Annotated in this window: 20 protein-coding genes; 8 read left to right on the top strand and 12 right to left on the bottom strand. The window is 39.0% G+C overall.

The genetic code is table 11. From position 1 onward, the window contains the following. Positions 1 to 19: 19 nt before the first annotated feature. Together MKX78_RS04055 and allC are read right to left on the bottom strand one after the other, a co-directional pair. Positions 20 to 1,270, bottom strand: a complete 1,251-nt coding sequence (locus tag MKX78_RS04055; RefSeq protein WP_307314992.1) for a pyridoxal-phosphate-dependent aminotransferase family protein — start codon at positions 1,268 to 1,270, stop codon at positions 20 to 22. Between the two features lie 15 nt (positions 1,271 to 1,285). Next, a complete protein-coding gene (allC, locus tag MKX78_RS04050) occupies positions 1,286 to 2,539 on the bottom strand; it encodes an allantoate deiminase (RefSeq protein WP_307314993.1) in 1,254 nt (417 codons plus the stop codon). A 178-nt stretch (positions 2,540 to 2,717) separates the two neighbouring features. Between allC and MKX78_RS04045 the strand changes: the two genes are divergently transcribed. The 7 genes from MKX78_RS04045 to MKX78_RS04015 all read left to right on the top strand — a co-directional run bounded on the left by MKX78_RS04045 (position 2,718) and on the right by MKX78_RS04015 (position 9,712). Beyond that, a complete protein-coding gene (locus MKX78_RS04045; RefSeq protein ID WP_307314995.1) occupies positions 2,718 to 4,322 on the top strand; it encodes a PucR family transcriptional regulator in 1,605 nt (534 codons plus the stop codon). Positions 4,323 to 4,468: 146 nt separating this feature from the next. Continuing rightward, complete coding sequence (locus MKX78_RS04040) at positions 4,469 to 5,794, top strand: nucleobase:cation symporter-2 family protein (protein ID WP_307314996.1); 1,326 nt, start codon at positions 4,469 to 4,471, stop codon at positions 5,792 to 5,794. Positions 5,795 to 5,810: 16 nt separating this feature from the next. Next, positions 5,811 to 6,326, top strand: a complete 516-nt coding sequence (uraD, locus tag MKX78_RS04035) for a 2-oxo-4-hydroxy-4-carboxy-5-ureidoimidazoline decarboxylase (RefSeq protein ID WP_095370538.1) — start codon at positions 5,811 to 5,813, stop codon at positions 6,324 to 6,326. A 15-nt stretch (positions 6,327 to 6,341) separates the two neighbouring features. Further along, positions 6,342 to 7,802 carry an NAD(P)-binding domain-containing protein gene (locus MKX78_RS04030; protein WP_307314997.1) on the top strand — a complete coding sequence of 487 codons (1,461 nt, stop codon included), beginning with the start codon at positions 6,342 to 6,344 and terminating at the stop codon, positions 7,800 to 7,802. A gap of 48 nt (positions 7,803 to 7,850) precedes the next feature. Continuing rightward, positions 7,851 to 8,210 carry a hydroxyisourate hydrolase gene (gene uraH / locus MKX78_RS04025; protein ID WP_307314999.1) on the top strand — a complete coding sequence of 120 codons (360 nt, stop codon included), beginning with the start codon at positions 7,851 to 7,853 and terminating at the stop codon, positions 8,208 to 8,210. Between the two features lie 223 nt (positions 8,211 to 8,433). Further along, positions 8,434 to 8,910 (top strand): DUF2243 domain-containing protein, encoded by a 477-nt coding sequence (locus MKX78_RS04020; protein WP_370873329.1) that lies wholly within the window; start codon positions 8,434 to 8,436, stop codon positions 8,908 to 8,910. A 19-nt stretch (positions 8,911 to 8,929) separates the two neighbouring features. After that, positions 8,930 to 9,712, top strand: a complete 783-nt coding sequence (locus MKX78_RS04015) for a cytochrome c oxidase assembly protein (protein WP_307315001.1) — start codon at positions 8,930 to 8,932, stop codon at positions 9,710 to 9,712. A gap of 62 nt (positions 9,713 to 9,774) precedes the next feature. Here the strand turns inward: MKX78_RS04015 and MKX78_RS04010 are convergent, their stop codons facing one another. Further along, a complete protein-coding gene (locus tag MKX78_RS04010) occupies positions 9,775 to 10,134 on the bottom strand; it encodes a n-acetylglutamate synthase (RefSeq protein WP_180317008.1) in 360 nt (119 codons plus the stop codon). 15 nt (positions 10,135 to 10,149) lie between these two features. Continuing rightward, positions 10,150 to 10,503, bottom strand: a complete 354-nt coding sequence (locus MKX78_RS04005; protein WP_341049902.1) for a DUF3221 domain-containing protein — start codon at positions 10,501 to 10,503, stop codon at positions 10,150 to 10,152. A 188-nt stretch (positions 10,504 to 10,691) separates the two neighbouring features. On the opposite strand from MKX78_RS04005, the gene MKX78_RS04000 reads away from it, so the two are divergent. Next, positions 10,692 to 11,831 (top strand): endonuclease, encoded by a 1,140-nt coding sequence (locus MKX78_RS04000; RefSeq protein WP_341049900.1) that lies wholly within the window; start codon positions 10,692 to 10,694, stop codon positions 11,829 to 11,831. A gap of 69 nt (positions 11,832 to 11,900) precedes the next feature. On the opposite strand, the gene MKX78_RS03995 is transcribed toward MKX78_RS04000, so the two are convergent. From MKX78_RS03995 to MKX78_RS03960, 8 genes are all read right to left on the bottom strand, one after another. Continuing rightward, complete coding sequence (locus MKX78_RS03995) at positions 11,901 to 13,043, bottom strand: MFS transporter (RefSeq protein ID WP_307315003.1); 1,143 nt, start codon at positions 13,041 to 13,043, stop codon at positions 11,901 to 11,903. Positions 13,044 to 13,209: 166 nt separating this feature from the next. After that, entirely contained in the window at positions 13,210 to 14,601 is a 1,392-nt protein-coding gene (locus MKX78_RS03990; protein WP_307315005.1) for a sodium/glutamate symporter, read from the bottom strand. Between the two features lie 282 nt (positions 14,602 to 14,883). Next, on the bottom strand, positions 14,884 to 15,885 hold the full coding sequence (locus MKX78_RS03985; protein ID WP_307315007.1) for an ABC transporter substrate-binding protein: 1,002 nt from the start codon (positions 15,883 to 15,885) through the stop codon (positions 14,884 to 14,886). Between the two features lie 46 nt (positions 15,886 to 15,931). Further along, the gene (locus MKX78_RS03980; protein ID WP_307315009.1) at positions 15,932 to 16,783 is read right to left on the bottom strand and encodes an ABC transporter permease; all 852 of its coding nucleotides are present in this window, start codon (positions 16,781 to 16,783) and stop codon (positions 15,932 to 15,934) included. 3 nt (positions 16,784 to 16,786) lie between these two features. Next, positions 16,787 to 17,566: an ABC transporter ATP-binding protein gene (locus MKX78_RS03975; protein WP_307315011.1), complete on the bottom strand. Its 780-nt coding sequence runs from the start codon at positions 17,564 to 17,566 to the stop codon at positions 16,787 to 16,789. 707 nt (positions 17,567 to 18,273) lie between these two features. Beyond that, a complete protein-coding gene (locus MKX78_RS03970) occupies positions 18,274 to 18,747 on the bottom strand; it encodes a hypothetical protein (RefSeq protein WP_341049894.1) in 474 nt (157 codons plus the stop codon). A 365-nt stretch (positions 18,748 to 19,112) separates the two neighbouring features. Next, positions 19,113 to 20,765 (bottom strand): gamma-glutamyltransferase, encoded by a 1,653-nt coding sequence (gene ggt / locus MKX78_RS03965; RefSeq protein WP_307315014.1) that lies wholly within the window; start codon positions 20,763 to 20,765, stop codon positions 19,113 to 19,115. Further along, the gene (locus tag MKX78_RS03960) at positions 20,762 to 21,937 is read right to left on the bottom strand and encodes an amidase (RefSeq protein ID WP_307315016.1); all 1,176 of its coding nucleotides are present in this window, start codon (positions 21,935 to 21,937) and stop codon (positions 20,762 to 20,764) included. Before MKX78_RS03960 ends, ggt begins: the two co-directional genes overlap by 4 nt. Between the last annotated feature and the right edge of the window lie 18 nt (positions 21,938 to 21,955).

Below are 21,955 nucleotides of genomic sequence, written 5' to 3'. Positions count from 1 at the left end.
CCAACACCTCCCTGTTTATTTAAAGTATCGTCATAGCTGATTCCTCAGCTGCATATATATCCATTGCTGCCTGAAGCGCTTCGCCGCGATTTACTTGGACTTCGTGACGGATAAGGACTGCTTCTAATCCGCCGAGAACAGCAAGCACATTTTCTTTTCGACAGCTATATCCCATTGTACCAATACGCCAAATCTTCCCTTGTAATGGTCCAAAAGATGAAGCAATTTCTATACTGAACTCCTTAAGCAACATTTTCCGTACGGATTCACCATCAACACCAGCAGGGATTTCTATACATGTCACACATGGAAGCTTATGTTCAGAATCACCATATAGCTTTAACCCCATTGCTTGAATACCTTTCACCAAAGCTTTTTCATGAAGGAGATGGCGGATAAAACGAGGCTTTAACCCCTCTTCTAGCACAAGTCGTAAACCTTCATAGAGCGCATAAACCATCGATGTCGCTTCTGTATGATGATTCAATCTCCTTGGGCTCCAATAATCCATAAGCATGGCGAGATCAAAATAATTACTTGCAATTGCCATTCGACTACGTTGATACTGCTCATCTTCTGTAGTTGCAATACCTGCCTCTACCTTTTTCCGCTCTAATATAAGCTTCTCAATCCGCTCGTTAAATGTAATGGGTGCCATCCCAGCAGGGACGGATAAACATTTTTGCGTTCCCCCTATTAGCCCATCTATAAACCACTCATCTGTCTTTACCTCTACGCCACCAATAGATGCGACTGCATCTACGACGAGAATCGCATCCTGTTCTCTACAAGCCTTTCCGATTTTTTCTAAAGGTTGCATTCTCCCTGTAGATGTTTCACCATGGACAATAGCAACCACTTTAGGTGAGATTTTTTCCATTTCTGCGATAACTACATCTGGGTCAAATACCTCTCCCCAAGGACATTGTATCGAATAGACATCAGCACCGTACCTTTCACAAATCTCCACAAGTAAATGCCCGAAGCGCCCATAAATCGGAACAAACACTTTATCACCAGGTTCAATAATACTTGCTAAGAGCGCTTCGTTTCCTGCTCTTGAAGTACCATCTATCGGAAAGGCCCAACGGTTCTTTGTTTGAAAGACTTGACGAATCATTTCCATGACTTCATTCATCAATTTTGTAAAAGCTGGATCGAACTGACCTAATATAGGTGTACTCATCGCTCTCAACACACGAGGATCTACCTCAACTGGACCTGGTGTCATAATCGTACGACTAGGTGTATTCAAGCTATTAAATCCCATATATATCCACTCCTTCTATTCATAAGCTAATTGATATAAAATATCTGTTAACAGTTTTACTCCTACTTCCAAATCTTCTGAGCTCGTAAACTCTTGCGGGTTATGACTAATGCCGCCCTTGCTTGGGACAAAAATAAGATTAGTAGGAAGTGTACTTGCAAAAACTTGTGCATCATGACCGGCGCCACTAACGATATCTTGGAAAGAAATTTGCTTCTGTTCCGCTAACGTCTTGATTTTACTATGCATCATGGCATCCATTGCGACAGGTTCTACATTCATCCATTGTTTCCAGTCGATGATCAGATCATTAGACTTAGCTACCTCTTCAAAATAAGAAAACACGGACATACAATATTCATCCAATACATGTTGTTTATGGTGGCGAATATCTAAACTAAACTCGACTTCCCCTGCCACAACATTGGGTACATTTGGTTGCGCTTCAATTTTTCCCACCGTAGCTACTAACTGGGAGTCGATACTTTCTGCTTTTTTCGTTAAGAAAGAAATAAGTTTTGAGGCTGTCACAACCGCATCCCTGCGAAGGTTCATTGGTGTTGTGCCTGCATGATTGCTTTCTCCTTTTATCCGTATATTGTAACGTCGCTGTCCAACGATATGTGTCACAATACCAACCGCATTTTGATTTCTCTCTAGTACCATCCCTTGTTCGATATGTACCTCTATAAATCTTGCAATATCACTTCTAATTGGTTGAATATATTTTTCTGTTTCAAAGCCCGCCTCCTTCATCGCATCCATAAAAGGAACACCGTTTGCATCGACTAATCCTCTAGTATGACCCATATCGTACATGCCGGTTATATTTCTTGATCCCCAAAAGGTTAAAGGGAACCGACTCCCTTCTTCTTCACAGAAAGAAACGACTTCAATTGTTTTTTTGGGCTTGCCATAAGAGGCATAGAGCCTCGACACCGCAAGCAGGCTAGCAACAATCCCATAAGCACCGTCATACTTTCCGCCGTCAATAACCGTATCAATATGGGAACCTGTCAATATGACTGCATTATCTTCATCTGTTCCCTGCAGCCGGCCAAATAAATTACCAACACAATCAAAATAAGCATCTAACCCGATTGCCTTCATTTTATTTTTCAAAGCTGATTGCGCTTCACACCAAGCTTTAGAATATAGTAATCTCGTAACGCCTTCATTGGTTGTTTTACCAAATGACGAAAGCCATTCAATCAATTCTGCTATCTTTTCCTTATTTGTATCATGAAATTCTCTTACATGAATGGCCAATCCTTTCACTCCCCTCTTTACTTATGGAATATTTTCTTACATAATTATGTTATATAAAACAATTTTACTTTTTATGCATCGAAACATCATCAGCAAAAATGTACAAATTTTCATACAATTTTGTGCACATTAACTAATCCATATAAAAAAGAAGATGCAAACGAAAGGAGTCAGCCACATGAAGGTTTCTAAATTACTCTCTTCCCCTTCATTAGAAGGGATGAGAGTTGTAGCTGGAGAAAGCGGGATCAAACGTGAGGTACATACGGTTAATATGATGGATGCACCTGATATTATTCCCTTTTTGAATCGCCATGAATTTTTAGTGACAACAGCCTATCATTTAAAAGACCAGCCACATTTACTAAATGAATTAATCCAAGCGATGGCTAATCAAGGATGTGCAGCACTTGGTATAAAAACAAAAAGGTTCTTAGACTCTGTTCCTCCATCTGCATTGAAGCTGGCAAATGAATTAAATTTCCCCATCATCGAACTGCCACTCGCCTTATCACTTGGAGATGTAATCAACCATACTTTAAGACTGATTTTAGATAGCCGCGCGAATGAATTAACTGCTGCTTTAGAAACACATAAACATTTTACGAACATCATTCTTCAAGGAAAAGGTATAGAAACATTGATGAAAGAATTAAGCAAGATAATTGATTGTTCTGTTCATTTAGTCGATCAGCATCTTCATTCTCTCTCTGACCAACAACACCAACTAGAAATATTCGTAATGAGAGAAGATATCGAGAGAGAAATTAAACGGGTTTCATCATCCAGCCCTATCTCTATTTCCTTTTCACTACTTGTATCCAAAAAAACTTATCATCTATTTCCTATAAACATTAGCGAAAAGAAGCAAGGTTTCTTAATTATAGAAGGAGAAATCCCTCAGGAGAATCACCTCAATATCTTAACGATTGAACAAGCGACGAATGTACTCTCCTTCGCCCTTATGAAAGAGCATGCACTAAATACACACGCAAAAAATATACGCAACGATTTTTTTCTCCACTTCTTAGATGGGACCTTCAAGTTACAAGATGAAATTATTAATCGCGCCAAAGAGTTCTCTCTTCAAAATGATTGTGACTATATTTGTGTTGTCGGAAAGGTCGATCAAGCAAATCCACACGATTCTTTCACACAACGCCAACAAAAATCTGATAATATATTTGAATACTTGGAAGAAGTGATACACCAAACCACTGTCAACGTTCATTTCTTTACCAAAAGTGATGAATGTATCTTGCTCTTTGAAGCCCATCAAGGGTTATCACCTTATATGAATATATTAAAAGACATCCAATTACGAATGACAAACCGCTTTAATCAAACCATTTCTTTCGGTGTAAGTAATGTGAGCCATTCCTTTGTCCAAGTGAGAACAGCCTATCACGAAGCAAGTGAATCTCTTTCTCAAGGAGCAATCTCAAAAAGAACCAACTTTATTCAATCATTTCAAACAAGGGATATATTAGAATTACTCCGCCTTATTCCCGAAAAAGAGTTGAGTCATTTTTACACCCATGCATTTAAGGGATTCTTATCGATTAAACCTGATGAAAGAGAATCATTACTACAAACACTTTCTGTCTATCTAGAAACACATTGTCAAATCTCCGAAACAGCAAAAAGGTTATTTGTCCACAGGAATACAGTTGTCTATAGAATAGATAAATGCGAAGAAATTCTCGGTAAAGATTTAAAGGATCCAGAAACAACCTTACAATTACGTACAGCATTACGGATGAAAAAACTATTAGAAGCTTAAAACAGCCCAACCATGCACCTTACACAAATAAGTTAGTCATTTTTAGGCATATTGAACAATGACAATAATCAGAATATTGTTTATTATGTTAAATATAACAACATTCAATGTTATATTTCTTAACATTATAAACAGGAGGGTTCACTTTGGGAGAAAATATTCATCCATCAAAAACATTCTCATTAGGGTTACAGCATGTCCTTGCTATGTACGCTGGTGCCATTTTAGTACCAATCTTAGTTGGCGGCGCTTTAGGTTTCTCCCCTGAACAACAAGCCTTCCTCATTTCTATTGATTTGTTAACTTGCGGGGTTGCTACACTGTTTCAATCTGTCAAAAATAAATACTTTGGAACAGGGCTCCCTATTGTCATGGGTACTTCATTCGTAGCCGTATCTCCCATGATTACAATCGGTAGTAATTACGGGATATCAGCCATATACGGGGCGATTATTATAACAGGATTGTTCATTATTTTCTTTTCAAATATATACGGCAAGCTTGTAAAATTATTCCCTCCAATCGTAACTGGTACCGTCGTCATCATTATTGGCCTCTCACTCATCCCTACAGGAATTAAAAATATGGGAGGAGGCACGAATAATCCTGATTTTGGTTCAGCTGAAAACTTATTGCTCTCCTTTGGTGTTCTCGCACTTATTTTACTAATGAACCGCTTCTTTAAAGGGTTCTTACGTGCTATCTCTGTTTTAATTGGGATATTCATTGGGACATTCACGGCGGCACTAATGGGGAGGGTAGATTTTCAATCCGTTCAAGAAGCTTCTTGGTTACACCTTCCGGCCCCTTTTCATTTCGGATACCCTACATTTGAAATTGTTCCTATTTTAACAATGATCTTAGTAGGCACAGTCATTCTTGTAGAATCCACTGGTGCTTTTCTTGCCCTAGGGAAAATGGATCATAAAGAGTTAAAAGAAAAGGAACTCGCTCGTGGATATCGAGCTGAAGGAATGGCCTTTACTTTAGGTGGGATTTTCAACGCTTTCCCTTATAGTACATTTGCTCAAAATGTCGGACTTGTCCAATTATCTGGAGTAAGGTCAAATAAAGTCACAATTGCTGCTGGTTTTATTTTAATTGTACTAGGCTTAGTTCCTAAAATCTCTACTTTAGCTACACTCATTCCTCCTTCGGTTTTCGGCGGTGCCACTGTAGTCATGTTTGGAATGGTCGTCACCTCTGGTATACGCATGCTTCAAAGAGTCGATTTTACGAACAATAACAATCAACTCATTATTGCTTGCTCGATTTCACTAGGACTAGGGGCATCCGTTGTTCCGGAATTATTCGCCCATTTACCTGAAACCCTTCGAATTATCGTCGGCGATGGAATTATTACCGGCAGCCTAGCAGCCATTATCTTAAACCTTCTTTTAACCAAAAGAAAAACAAAGGAAACACAGCCGTTAAAAGAGACGAGTATGGAACCCCAATTAAAAAGTTCATAGAAAGGAGTTTTCAATCATGTATACAATTCAAGAAATCAATAGAATCAGTGATGCATCATTTATCCAAATATTTGGAGGTGTTTTCGAGCATTCCCCATGGGTCGCAGAAAAAACGCTCATGGCGAAACCATTTTTATCATTTGATCACCTCTATCAAACGATGGTTCACACAGTGGAGGAAACAACAAATCAAAAAAAGCTTGCACTTATTAAAGAACATCCCAACTTAGGCGATCGTGTTCAAATGAGTGAAAATTCCGTTAACGAACAAGAAAACGCTGGTTTAAATCAGCTCACAGAGAAGGAGTATAAACAATTTATTTATATGAATCAATCTTATATGGACAAATTTGGATTCCCATTTATATTAGCTGTTCGCGGGAAAAACAAGGATGAAATTTATCAATCAATGGTAGAGAGAGTCAAAAACGAAATAGAAGAAGAGTTTCATCAAGCACTGGCAGAAATCTATAAAATCGCCTTATTACGACTTGAAGAGGTCATTATTAAAGATTCATTCACAACAAACTAGAAAGGATGAAAAACAATGAGCTTAGAAAGCTTACATGAGAGAGTACAAATGGACCTTTCTTATTTGAACATAAACTATACGGATACATGGGTACCGCAAACTAAACATATTAAGAATCATGTATATGATGTCGTCATTGTCGGAGGCGGGCAAAGCGGTTTAGGTGCTGGATTTGCTCTTTTACGAGAAAAAATCACAAACTTTCTCATTATCGATGAGAATCACGAAGGCTATGAAGGGCCATGGGAGACTTATGCAAGAATGGTTACTTTAAGAACACCGAAACATATCACCTCAATTGATTTAGGCCTTCCTTCCCTCACCTTTCGTGCTTGGTGGGAAGCCCAAACAGGCAAAAATGGCTGGGATCAAGTGGATAAAATACCACGTCAGGATTGGATGAATTACCTCAGGTGGTATAGAAAAGTCCTGCGTTTACCCGTCATAAACGATGTCAAATTACAACTCATAGAACCTCTTGAAGGTGGTTTACACCGACTCCATATCAACCAAACAGAAGAACCTGCCGCTCCCCTTCTTGCGCGCAAAGTTATTTTAGCGACAGGTATTCAAGGTGGAGGAGAATGGCATATACCATCACTTGTCTCTGAAAATCTACCGAAAAATTTCTATGCCCACACTTCCGAAAATATCGATTTTAACTCATTAAAAAATAAAAAAATCGCTATTCTAGGTGGTGGCGCCTCCGCATTCGATAATGCCAATTACGCCCTTAGTTCAGGAGTAGCAGAAGCGCATGTTTTTGTTCGTCGCAAAGAAATGCCTAGAATCAATCCGATACGGCAAATGGAAGCCTCAGGTATGATAGAAAGATATCACTCGTTATCAGATGTGGATAAATATACGGTCATGACTCATTTCTTTCAAAATAATCAACCACCGACGAATGATACATATAATCGCGCTTCTGCTTGGCCAGGTTTTAACCTTCATTTGGATTCACCTTGGCAAGAAGTAAGTCAAGCAAATAATCAGGTGGTAGTCACAACCCCTCATGGGTCCTTTTCATTTGATTATCTCATTATTAGTACAGGACTGTTCACTGATCCTGCCTTAAGACCAGAGCTAAAATTAGTCGAAAAATATATTGCTCGTTGGGAGGATAAATACCACCCTCCAAAGAATAGTGCAAGCCCAGTTCTAGATGCACATCCTTATTTAAGCACAGGTTACTCCTTTACGAGTCGCGATAAGGAAGGAGAAAAATATCTTCATGGACTTTATACATTTAATTATTCTGCTTTAATCAGCTGTGGTATTACTGCCGCTGCTCTTTCTGGTATGAAATTCGGCTTACCGCGACTAGCTAAGGCGATTGCTGATGAACTTTTCCAAGATCATAAAGAGCAAATTTTGCAGGATTACTTTGATTATCAAGTTACTGAATTTACAGGAACGTGGCCAATCAACCCTCAAACCAGACAAAGTAACACAATATCAGCTATTGAAAATTAAAAAGATATTTCTCGAGAGAAACATTCTACTATAATTAAGGAGTTTAAAATGGCAGGACTAACAACACATATATTGGATTTAACCCACGGTACACCGGCTTCCAATGTAATTGTGGAGCTTTTCATCCAAGAAGCAAATCGCAATAGTTGGAAAAAGATAAAAGTAGTAAAGACCAATTCAGACGGTCGCTTAGATGCTCCACTACTTACTAGAGAAGAAATGAAAATAGGAAGCTATGAACTGATCTTCCATGTCGGGGTGTATTTCCGTGAAAAAGAGATCGCCCTCCCCGACCCACCATTCTTAGAGGCAGTCCCTGTTCGTTTCGGAGTGTCAAATATAGATAAGGATTATCACGTCCCCCTTCTCATTTCACCTTGGGGATACCAAGTATATCGTGGAAGCTAGTAATGAAAGTTTCATAGCTACTCCACAATACCTAACTACCTTAGCGTAGTTAGGTTCTTTTTATTTCACAATAACAACCAATTACAATAGATACTTCCTATGAATATCGAATCAATTTCTAATTCATTATAAACTTACACTTCTATATATGTTTAGAGTTTAAACACTCGGGAAAAATAGAGGAAATACCTTACAGAAATGAGTTGATACTATCGATAATCCAATCAATGGCGAACATAGGAATTTCCAACAGAACATAACTAAGCACTCAACATACAATCTCATCTCTGGTATTCTCTTCGGACTTGGTTTGGTTGCATTTATTGATGAGATGGTATTTCACCAACTATTAAGTTGGCATCATTTTTACGATCAATCCACAACAAAGATCGGATTACTTTCTGATGGGTTATTCCATGCGTTTAGCTGGTTCGCTACAGTAGCAAGTCTATTTATGGTAGCTGACTTACGCAGAAGAGAATCTTGGTGGAAAAAAAGATGGATTGGCGGGGCTTTATTAGGTATTGGTTTATTTAATTTATACGATGGTTTAATCCAACATAAAGTGTTCAAATTACATCAAATTCGCTACGGAGTTGATGTGCTACCTTATGATTTGGTATGGAATATCACTGCTGCAGTGATTACGATTATCGGAATCATTATCATCTGTAAAACTAATCAGTCACAAAGTAAGTAAAGCTAAAAAGGGGGACACTATGCCTGATCAACAACACTTTGACATAACCATTCTCTCATATATTTTAGCGACTCCTTTTTTTCTTTTAATCATTCTCTATGGAATCGCTGTCATCAAATCTAATCAATCTTACCGTCAGTGGTCATGGTATCACACAGCATGTTGGATTGGTGGAAATGTACTTTGTATAGTAGCAGTTGCTGGCCCTTTAGCAGAGACTTCACACCAATTTTTCAGTGTCCATATGGTTGCCCATTTACTTTTAGGCATGATTGGCCCACTTTTTATGGTGCTAGCAAAACCAGTAACGCTCCTACTGCGTTCATTACCTGTAAAAACGGCTAGAAAAGTGACTACTACCTTAAAAACGAGACCATTTCACCTTTTATTAAATCCCCTATTTACTACGGTTTTAAATATTGGTGGACTATGGGTATTATATCGAACGGAATTATTCACAATGATGCACCATTCAATGCTGTTGTACATCGTCATTCATGCACATATCTTCCTAGCTGGTTATTTTTTTACAGCATCAATCATCTATATTGATAAATTTCAACAAGGTTATAGTTTTCAATTTCGAGCCATTATACTTATTTTAGCTCTCGCTGGGCATCAGATTTTAGCCAAATCTTTCTATGGTTACCCTCCTTCAAGTGTAGGAAGAACGGAAGCTGAAAAAGGAAGCATGATTATGTATTATGGAGGCGATATTGTTGACCTAGTGATTATTATTATTTTCTGTTATCAATGGTTTAAAGTGACAAAACCTAAAAGGTATCAACCTCATTCTGTATAATCAGAATTTGAATAGCTAGTGGACTCTTTTTGCACTAAAAGTGAAATCCACTAGCCTTCCTATCAATATACTTTCGATTCTTTTTTCATTTCCTCAATAACCGATTGCCCTTCGGTTTGATCTGCATCATTCCATCGCCATTGTTCATGTAATCTCATTCGTCCATCTGGTAGGTATTCAGGCGTTGAAGAACAAGTACCACCTCTTACTTCATCTTTGATATTTACATGATTATAGTTAAACAATAAAGAACCATCCTCCTTTACAATACCGATTAACGTTCCTTTTCTAATTTGTCCGCCATAATAACTAGCAGAAATGATATTTCCTTCTTGGCTATAATCAAAATAAGTTTGATCAGAGACTTCGCCATTATTTGTATTCTCTATTGATACAAATTTCTTTCCGTTATAATTAATCAAGTTGATTCCTCGCTCTCACTTTTTTATTAAAGAGACCCAATAGGCGTCTCCGCCCCCAGGTGCAGAAGCTCTTATCTCCCCGCTAAAGTAGACAATTACCTCATCACCGACTGACAATTGACCTACCTTTTTTTCTGGCATATAAGTTGGTAATGTAAATTCAACCCCTTGATACATGTATGTTTCTCTTAATTCTTGTTTTGATTTGTATTTAATATTTTCAGCATCCGCCACAACCCAAATAGATTGGCCACTTTCTATAATGACACCCTTGTAGGTCGGCGTATAAGTAAAGAAAAGAAATCCTCCAATACTAATAATGAGGAAAAGAGCTAAAGTACAGATGAGATACTCTCGTAAGATTTTCACCCTCTACCTCCTTACAACCTACTTTCACCATAAATTCCCTCTAAACAAGTTCTATTCTCCTGCAAACAAGCCGAGTAGATTTTCTTATTTTTATCAATGCCTCCTAAATTTACTTATTATTAAAAATATTTTAACAGAAAAATGGTAAGATGAAGCAGAATACAATAAAAAAATTAAAGGAGGATAATATGCGTAGATTCTTTAAGTTATCAATTGTCGCTTTTCTCGTTTCCTTTTCTACTCTATCATTCGATTCTTCGCAAACATCTGCTGCTACCTTACCAGTATCACAAGCCATCGACAGGCAAAATAACACTATACAATCGGTGGAAGGCTATATAGTAGGTAAGCCTACCTCAGCCAATACAGTAATTACTGGCAACTATCCAGATGATTACTCCTTAGCTATTGCTGATTCTCGCACAGAAACAAATACTGCTAATATGCTTTATATTCAGATTCCCTCACAATTCCGCACACAGTTCGGCCTTAAGAGCAACCCCGAATTACTTGGTGAGAAGATAACAGTAACCGGCAATCTCACAGCGTACTATTCACATCCTGGATTGAAAAACACAACTGAAATGATCAAACAATCCGAAGAAGAGGAACCTGAAGGACCTGATGAGGAAAATAATGCCCCTGGTTCTTATTATGATTCTGCTACTGGAAAAACAGGCGAAGCATTAAAAACCGCGTTACACAATATCATTGATGACCATACCGAAATTTCGTATAGTGCCGTTTGGGAAGCATTAAAGGCAACGGATGAAGATCCAAATAATACGAATAACGTCATCCTTTTATACACTGGCAGATCACAAAGTAAATCAACGAACGGTGGAAATCCAGATGAATGGAACAGAGAACATGTGTGGGCTAAATCGCATGGTGATTTCGGAACATCTATGGGCCCTGGAACAGACCTACATCATCTACGCCCAACAGATGTATCAGTGAATGGCTCTCGCGGTAACAAAGATTTTGATAATGGCGGCTCTCCACAAGGTGAAGCACCTGATACCTATACGGATAATGATTCTTGGGAACCACGTGATGAAGTAAAAGGGGATGTCGCAAGAATGATTTTCTATATGGATGTCCGTTATGAAGGCGACAGTGGGGAACTGGATTTAGAGGTGAATGACCGCGTAAGCAACGGTTCAGCTCCATATCACGGCAAACTCTCAACCTTAATTGAGTGGCATAACTTAGACCCTGTAGATGACTTAGAACGACAAAGAAATGATATTATCTATAATGACTATCAACAAAATCGTAATCCATTTATCGATCACCCTGAATGGGTTGAAGAAATTTGGAATTAATTAAGGAAAAGAAAAGCAGTCTTCAATTGTGACTCTAAGAGTCTCAATTTGAAGGCTGCTTTTTTATTTTCATTTACGCTTTTGCTTAAATGCGGCCAAGATAATGAGCAAGGCGATGCATGTAAAACCTCCAGCAATAAGAGGGTTGATCTCCACATGATATTGATCGATGATGATTCCACCAACAGTTGAACCAATAGCCATACCAACATGAACCCCTGAATTATTTAAACTTTGTTGAATATCAGATGTTTCTGGCGCAGCAGATACAAGATAGCTCTGGATAGCGGGCTGCAAAGACCAACTTAATAAATTCCATAACAATAGTGCACAAATAAACAAAGCAAGAGAAAACTGCAAATACGGGATAAGGATAATCGTAACAACAAAAGCAGAAAGTACGATGATAATAGATCGTTTCGCACCTAAGCGATCCGTAATCTGCCCACCTAAAAAACTCCCACACACAGCAACGATACCAATAATAAGGTAAATCAAACTAAGCGAATTACCAGTAATACTCATCGTCTCACTAAGAAAGGGTGTTAAATACGCATATAGACTCATATGACCGGCAAAAAAGAGAATCGATGTCAGTTGAACGAGTACAATCTTTCTATTTTTTAATGCTTTCAACTGTTCCTTTAAAGGTAAACCTCTTTTCGCCTCTATTGGACCTAATGCAAAATAAACAACAATCATGATGATTAATGTCAGAATCGAAATAAACAAGAACGGCGCTCTCCAGCTAAATTCATTCCCTAACCACAAACCGAATGGAATCCCAAAAACAAGGGACGCACTGACCCCCATCAGTACAATACCAATCGCTCTCGCTCGATATTTCTCACCACTAATTTGTGAAGCAATCGTGAGACATAATGAAATAAGAAGAGCCGCACACATAGCCGATAATACTCTTCCAACTAACAAAGATACATAACCATCCATAACGACGATCATTAAATTAGATAAGAAGAAAACAAAGAGAACGAATAGAAATAACCGCTTTCTCTCTATCTTCGCTGTTAAAGATAATAGTACAGGACCAGATATGGCAAAGCTTAAAGAAAACAAGGAGATTAACATTCCCACTTCACCAAGCGACACACCTAAATCAGTTGCAATAAGTGGCAAGATGCCCGCAATAATTAACTCAACCAAACCGACAATAAAAGTAATTATGGTTAGTAAATACACTCTTTTATCCATCTGACCTTCCCTCCACGCAAAAAGGCAGCGCTCCCTATAAAAGCGGGAGGCGCTGCATTCAAACATATTCTATGCGAATTCGCTAACATGACGCCCATAGCCATGTCGCCATTATTCATTTATAAACAAAAATAATTTATCATTTTGTACATGGATTGTCAATCACTCACTTTTTCTTCTTACCAAACACTTTTACGCCCATTATCCAAAAAATAATCATTAAAATTGTACTGACAATTAATACAGGAATTGCTCCAAACTGAATAATAAATGGAACGGCTGCAGCTGTAATAAGCCCGCCACCTACCATCGGTTCAAATACAATTTGTTTATAGCCAAAGGCATTGAGTGCTGGCGATTTGTTCTCTGGATCGACTGTTTTCATTAACATAATTCCTGTTGCCGCCACACCTGTAGACTGTCCGAAATCTCCCAATCCTCGTTCAAACCAATACTCAGGTATCATACGAGGACCTAGATATAAGAATAACCCTACATTCAAGACAATTCCAGCAATCGCTAAAATAATGAACGGAATGAAATTCTCACCAATAACCTGTAGACTAAGTGAAGCCATCGCACTAATGATTAGGAAATCAAGAGCTACACCTTGAATACGATTAATTAATTCGCGATCAACCAATTGATAACGATCAAATTTGGATAAGAATAATTGTAACAATATTCCTCCTATCATGGCGAACGGAAATAATGGAACATATTCAAATAAATAAACACCTATAGCTTGCCCATAAGTAACAGCCTCAAGCCATTGAAACGCTTCCAATAATAAAAACCCAATAAAAATAGATAACCCAACAAATCCAATATGAAGCGTTAACGGCTCAATAGACATCGGCGAAGTTGTTTGCAAACCCGCTGATGAACGATTATCGACTTTAATAATACCTGACTGCTCCTCTACAGAAATCTCATCAGGGTGACTCAATGTTTTAGATTTGCCATTACGTGCTCCCCAATTGATTAAAATCATCCCTACGATGATACCTGCAAGAATACCGACTGTCGACAAACCAATTGCCAAATCATAACCTTCTTCAAAACCTAAAGAAGTAAATGTCCCTTGTAAACCCGCGGCTGTTCCATGCCCACCAACAAAGGCAATCTCAATTAAGGCGCCTGCAGCAGGACTAAGTCCAAAAAGAGGTGTAATGATGGTGATAGCAAGTAAAATACCCACTACATATTGGGCAAAAGAGAGTGTATAACCTAAAGCAATATGCGGCCCACCAATCCGCCACATTTTTTGGGGATTAGGTAATTTAAACCCTATAAAAAGACACGCAAAAACAATATTAATTAAAAGACCCGGCAGACTAGCCCAAACTTCGACCATCTCAGATGTAAAAATTCCACCTTCAAGTCCAAATAGCCTTCCTAGTATTTCTGGTCCTAATATAAGTGCAATAAAACCCGCAATTAATGATGTTGGTAAAAACAACCTTTGAAGTAATTTCACTTTAATTCTTACCCATTTACCAAGCACTAAAATAATCGCCAGGATAAGAACTGAAAAAGCTGCAATCGTTAAGTCCATTTATTCATCCCCTTTGTATTTCATTTAATTTCCCCATTTTTCTTCTAAGGAAACCTATAGAGAGTGACCCGTGAATTATACTACATGCCGAATAAACTTGTCACACGAGAGGATAAATAAAAAAATTCCATCTATTCAGAGACAACCGAAGTACTACCGTTTCCAAAAGAAAGCTAAATAAAAGAAGGGCTATTGTGGGCTTTTTCCATACAAACCGTTTGAGGAGAAACAGCAAAGAAGAGTAAGTGATTCGATATCACTCACTCTTCTTTCGGCCGCCATTTACTTGTCGGGTAAAAACGCTGTTGTAAAGATTTCTTCTGCAGCGAACTTCTCATCCACCAATCCTAAATCATATAGCTGGTCAATCAGCGTCCCCCAACGCTCTTCTGACATCGTACCGATTCCATTTTCAGCTGCATCCATTCCGTAAACAAACTCTGCTTGTGATTCTGCTTCAAATTTTAGAGAGGCAAGTTCTATGTCTGGATTATCTTTTTGAATCAACTCATTGATTTCTTCATATGAACCTTCATATAAATTCCATCCCTCTATAAAAGCAGTCGTAAAAGCTTCAACCGTTTCTTTATTGTTTTCCAAGTAATCTTTTGTCACATATAAGACAACATTATAAGGATCATAACCTGCGTCCGAAACTAATTTCGTTTCTACATCAATTCCCTCTAATTCCATAAAGTAAGGTTCTGACGTTAGGAATGCTTGTGTAACAGAATCCTTCTCATCAACAAAGTTCACATGTTGTCCGGAATATGCCAATTCTTCGACACCACTGAGATCATATTGTGTTTTTAAATACTCCCAGTATACAATGCCCGGCTGCACATAAACTTTTCTTCCATTTAACTCAGCAAAGTCAGCAATACCCTTGCCTTTATGAAACATAAATGCTTGCGGACTCCCTTGCATGACGGTAGCTACAGCGACTAATTCAATGCCTTCGTTTCTAGCCATCACAATTTGATCACCATGTGCTAAACCAAAATCAGCCTTTCCAGATGCGACCATATTAATTGAGGATACTTGTGGTCCCCCAGGTTCAATCATTACATTTAAGCCATTTTCTTCAAAAAGACCATTTTCCTGTGCGGCATAAACACCCCCATGCTGTGCTTTGGCAAACCAGTTTAAGACTAATTTAACATCCTTTACCTCTCGCACTCCTTCTTCTACAGCACTATTCGTTTCTTCTCCTCCACAAGCAGCGAGTACAATCAATACTAAAACACTTAAAATTACCCATTGAACAAGTCGATTTGATTTCATATCTCTCCCCCTTTTTATCAAAATATTCAGTTATTTTAACATGCATTTACCTTTCCGATTTTATCGCTGATTCATGCCAAGACCGTAGCAATAAACGGGATACCCAGCTTACTAATAGATAAAATCCGATACCAAAAATAGCACCTGATATGGCACAAGCAAATAGATAAGGTGTTTTTAACTGAACAGCAGCAACAGTTATCGCATAACCTAATCCCCCTTTTCCTCCACCGATTCCAGCAATATACTCTCCTGTAATCGCTCCAACAATTGCTAATGTACAAGAAACTTTCAAACCAGAAACAATGTATGGGAGAGCAGCTGGAATACGAAGCTTCCACATCGTTTGCCATTTAGAAGCATTATATAATGTGAATAAATCACTCATATTTTTATCAACCGAATGCAGTCCCATCAAAGTGTTGGATACGACAGGAAAAAAGCCAATAAAAAAAGCAATCATTACGATGGAGTTAAAACCTGATCCAAACCAAATGACAACAATTGGAGCAATCGCCACAACTGGAATCGTTTGTAATATAACTGCATATGGATAGAGGCTAATTTCTAGTATTCTTGAACTGGCCAATAGCACGGAAACAGCAATACCAATGACAGCACTTAAGAGAAAACCAATTACTGACTCAAAAATAGTTATTCTAATCGCTGGCCATAAGAGATGCCAATCTGTAATGGCAGCAGTGAGGACATCGGTTGGTTTCGGTAATAGAAAAGGTTGAATTTGCAGAATCGTAGGTATGAGTTGCCATAACCCCATAAAGACAAGAAACGCGATTACTGGTCCAACAATTGAGCCTTTTAGATAGTTATTTCTCTTTTTATTTGTTTGCTCTAGAGGACTTGTGATTGTTTTTGATGAAGCAGTTTGAATCGCCATTCATCAAGCCTCCTTTCTACCCATGCTATGCTCTAAACTTTTAGCTGCTTTGTCTACATATGCATTAAATTGGTTGTTTACTCGGTTTCGTGGATACGGTAAATTCACATCAATCATGGTAGCTAACCTTCCCGGACGGGCGGACATAACGGCAATTTTTGATGAAAGATATACAGCTTCATAGACATTGTGTGTAACAAATAAGATGGTTGCTTTCTCTTTTTGCCATATTTGCAAAAGATCCATTTGCAATGTTTGTCTAGTCATTTCATCTAACGCAGCAAACGGTTCATCCATTAACAATAATTTAGGCTTAGCAGCAAGGGCTCGAGCAATGGAAACCCTCATTTTCATGCCCCCAGAAAGTTGGCGAGGATAAGCGTGCAAATAATCCTTTAAGCCAACCATCTCTAACACCTCAACTGCGCACTCTTTTCTTTTCTCTTTATTAATCCCCCGTATCTCAAGGGGAAGAAGAACATTATCAAGCACAGTACGCCATGGAAGTAAGTTAGCTTCTTGAAAGACATAAGCAATGTCATTCGAATGCTTGATTACATCCTTAGGACTTTGGTTAAAAACTTTCACTCGACCATTTGTCGCCTCCCCTAAACCAGCAACCATTCGTAAGGCAGTCGATTTTCCACAACCAGAAGGACCTAGAAAACTAATAAACTCTCCATCTGCTATTGATAAATCAAACTGACTCAAAGCCACTGTTCCTGAGTGATACACTTTATCAACATGTTGGAAAGAGACAACTTCGCCCTTAACTACTTCCATGTCACACCTCTCCTTTTCAATAGGAAACAAATCACATGATATGTCATAAAAACTAACGTGAATTTATACTCTCATTATATATCGTTCCTTTCTTATACACATTAGACAGACAGTACAAACTTAAATATTATTTTTGTCTATCATGACTAAATTAAGTTTTTTATTGTAAGATTATCTAACAAAAGAAGAAACTAATGTTATAGGCGGCCCAAAAGGTTCATCGTTTATTACTCATCCTTTTGGCTCTTGAAGTCTGTTACAGGCGAATGTGGCAATATCTTGAGCTTTAACTTAGCCTGAACTCGCGCCAATATAAAATCTGATAAAAAGAAGTAAAAAGGCTTTAAAATCTCGCTTTTTGATGTCTAACTAACGAAGTACATATTGGAATATGTAAGTAGATTGGTGCTGTATGCAGTTCTTCTGCTCTTTTTTGGTTTTTACGTGTATTTTCGATTTACGTGCAGTTCTTCTGCTTTTACTCCTGGCTTTTGCGCGTATTTTCGATTTGCGCGCAGTTCTTCTGCTTTTACTCTTGGCCTTTGCGCGTATTTTCGATTTGCACGCAGTTCTTCTGCTCTTCCTCTTGGCCTTTGCGCGTATTTTCGATTTGCACGCAGTTCTTCTGCTCTTCCTCTTGGCCTTTGCGCGTATTTTCGATTTGTGCGCAGTTCTTCTCCTTTGACTCCTGGCCTTTGCGTGTATTTTCAATTTACGCGCAGTTCTTCTCCTTTTCCTCCTGGCCTTTGCGTGTATATTCGGTTTGCGCGCAATTCTTCTGCTCTTCCTCTTGGCCTTTGCGCGTATTTTCGATTTGCGCGCAGTTCTTCTGCTTTTCCTCCTGGCTTTTGCGCGTATTTTCGATTTGCGCGCAGTTCTTCTCCTTTGACTCCTGGCCTTTGCGTGTATATTCGGTTTGCGCGCAATTCTTCTGCTCTTCCTCTTGGCCTTTGCGCGTATTTTCGGCTTGCGCGCAGTTCTTCTGCTCTCCCTCCTGGCTTTTGCACGTATTTTCGATTTGCGCGCACTTCTTCTGCTCTCCCTCCTGGCTTTTGCGCGTATTTTCGGCTTGCGCGCAATTCTTCTGCTCTTCCTCTTGGCTTTTGCGCGTATTTTCGATTTGTGCGCAGTTCTTCTGCTCTTCCTCTTGGCTTTTGCGTGTATATTCGATTTGCGCGCACTTCTTCTGCTCTCCCTCCTGGCTTTTGCACGTATTTTCAATTTACGCGCAGTTCTTCTGCTTTTCCTCCTGGCCTTTGCGTGTATTTTCAATTTACGCGCAGTTCTTCTCCTCTTCCTCCTGGCCTTTGCACGTATTTTCGACTTACTCGCAATTCTTCTTCTTTTCCCATCCCTGTTGCGCGTAAATTCAATTTGCACGCAATAATCTATTGTAACTTGAGACTTATGCGCAAATATCATTCACACAGCAAATTTTGAGCAAATTCTCATTTTCACTGCAACTAAAAAGGTCTTTACCATCAATAAAGATGATAAAGACCTTTTTTCAGCGACCTCTTTATTCGCCAGTTCTTGCTCTTATCTACTAATATCCACTGGCAACTCCATCACCGCGAGGATCGGCTCCGCCATATTTTACACCAGTCTGTTGATTAATTTGAATAGCACCTGCATGCCCCATTACATCTGTGAAGTCTTCTAATACTTCTACTTCATGTCCTCTTTTCTCGAGCTCTAAGCAAATGGATGCACTTATTCTTCCTTCTACTTTCAAGCTGTTAGATGTTGCGCCCCATGTTCGGCCATATAACCATCTCGGTGCCTCAATGGCTGATTGAATCGGAAAATTGTAATCTATTATTCTCGTAACAAGAGCCGCTTGTGTTTGTGGTTGCCCTTCCCCTCCCATCGTTCCATAAATTAAATAAGGTTGTTCATTTTTAAATAACATCGCGGGATTTAATGTATGATATGTTCGCTTTCTTGCTTGCAGGCAATTGATATGACTTTCGTCCAAAGAAAAATAACTGCCTCGATTTTGCAGTACGATACCTGTATTTTTCGGAATAAAGCCTGATCCGAACTCATGATAAATACTTTGAATAACCGAAACTGCGTTGCCTTCTTTATCAACAACACCTAGCCAAATCGTATCCCCCTTAGGATCAAGTTGTTTTTCAAATGCCTTTACGCTAGTAAAATCAATTGATTCGGCAAGTTGGATTCCTCTTCTCAGAGACAATATTTCATCTAAAGGGATCGTAGCAAAATCCGGGTCAGTCAAGTATTGATCACGATCAACGAAAGCCCGCTTTGTTGCCTCCGCTAATAAATGATAATAGTCAGCAGAGCCTTCTTCTACGTCTGATAGTGGAAATTGATTCAAAATATTTAAGATGGATAATGATGCAAAGCCCTGAGAATTAGGTGGGACATTGAATACTTGATGATTGCGATAACGTACAGAGATTGGTTCTACCCAATTGGACTGATGATGCCTCAAATCGTCAATGGTTAACACTCCCCCGTGAAGTTGCAGGTCAGTGGTCATCAACTTCGCTAATTCACCTTCATATAAAAGCGAACCACCTTCCGCAGCTAGCCCTTCTAATGTTCTTGCTAAATCAGGCTGTTTCATAATGTCACCGGCCCGATAAGAAAGACCATTTGCTTGTAAAAAAACCTTTTGAAATTCAGTAAAACGTTGGAGATGACGGAACTCATTATCCTTGTCATCTAAATTGAGATTAGTCCAATACACTTGACTAGGAGTGACAGGAAATCCATCTTTGGCATAATGAATAGATGTCTGCAATAACTCAGACCATTCAACCGTGCCATTCATATGATTCTGTGAATATTGATAGGCCTTTTCCCAACCAGCGACTGCACCAGGAACGGTATTGGCAGCCAAAGCCCCTCTTGAAGGAATCTTGCTATAACCTTGTTGTTGATAAAACGGGATTGTTGCCCCTTCGCCCGAACGACCGCTACTATTTAATGCCTTTAATTTTTTTTGCTTCGCATCATACACAAGCCAGAAATTATCGCCACCAATCCCATTCATATGAGGGTAAACAACACCAATGGTGGATAATGCAGCAATTGCCGCTTCCACCGCGTTACCTCCAGCTTGCAATACCTTCAATCCCGCTTGAGAAGCTAAATAATGTGGCGTTGTGATCATTCCATTTGTCGCCATCGTTGTTGGACGGTACGATTGTTTGGAACTACTCATCTTTTCACCTTCCTTTTAGCAAACATCATTTCCCTAACCCATTTAATGAGAGCAATATCTTGGTGGTGATTGGCGATAAAAGAGAGGCCTATTGGCAGGCCGTCTTTATTTTCAAACGGAATAGTGACCTGCGGAAGGCCCGTTATTCCCGCGATACAAGTGAGTTGCATTAACTGGTTTCGATATTGTTCTAACTCTTCACTTGGTAAATTTTTCAACGGGGCAACGCCTGGTGCCGTAGGAATGACTAAGATACCATCCTCTTTAAGTAGCGATGAAAGCTGACCTCTAATTACATTTTGTTTTCCCAGTAGTGCTGGAAGTTCACTTGGATTTAAAGTGGATGTCCATTGAAACCTTTCGGCGATACCAGGTCCGAAAGTTGGGCGCTCCTCGTTAATCCATTCACCATGAGCTTGCCAGATTTCCGTTCCTTGAATGAGTCTAAACAACTCTGACCATTTTGCTAATCCATCAGCGGCAATGTTTATAACTTGTTTAGAGACACCTTTTAAACTGTCTAGCAATATTTCTTTGTTTTCTTCATCAATTAGCTGCCAAGCCTCTTCTGCAAAATAGACATGCGAAAAAGGGTTATCTTTTACTTCCTCATTACTTATCAGCACTTCTCCTACCTTTAATAAGGTATCTAAGTTTTGCGACATCCAGCCGATTGTGTCAAAGCTTTTAGCAAGCGGAATTACACCATTCATATTTACTTCCCCATGCGTCGGACGGAATCCAAAAATTCCACAGTAAGAAGAAGGAATACGGACAGATCCACCTGTATCAGTACCTATTGCAAAATCTACAAGTCCTGATGCAGCTGCAACAGCTGAACCGCTCGATGAACCTCCAGGAATACGGTTAGGCGAACGAGGATTAACCGGTGTACCGTAATGATAATTTTCCCCGTTTAAACTGTACATTAGTTCATCCGTATGTGTTGTACCTTGCAGGCGCGCGCCATTTTTTAACAAGGATTCTATAACTGTTGCATGTTGTTGTCCGGGTTCGTGGGTATGATACCAATGAGGATTTCCTGCAGTATTTTTGTAATTCTCGATTTCAAAAACATCCTTTATAGCAAACGTCAACCCATTAAGCGGACCACTACCTGTTGGTTCCAGTATAAGATTATCTTTCACAAAGGCACTTGCATTTTCTTTCATTCCCTTTCACCCACTCTA

It is taken from the genome of Cytobacillus sp. FSL R5-0569 (assembly GCF_038007265.1).
GTDB lineage: Bacteria > Bacillota > Bacilli > Bacillales > Cytobacillaceae > Cytobacillus > Cytobacillus kochii.
Note: the sequence above shows the minus strand (reverse complement) of the source record. Positions and strands in the feature narration are given on the sequence as shown.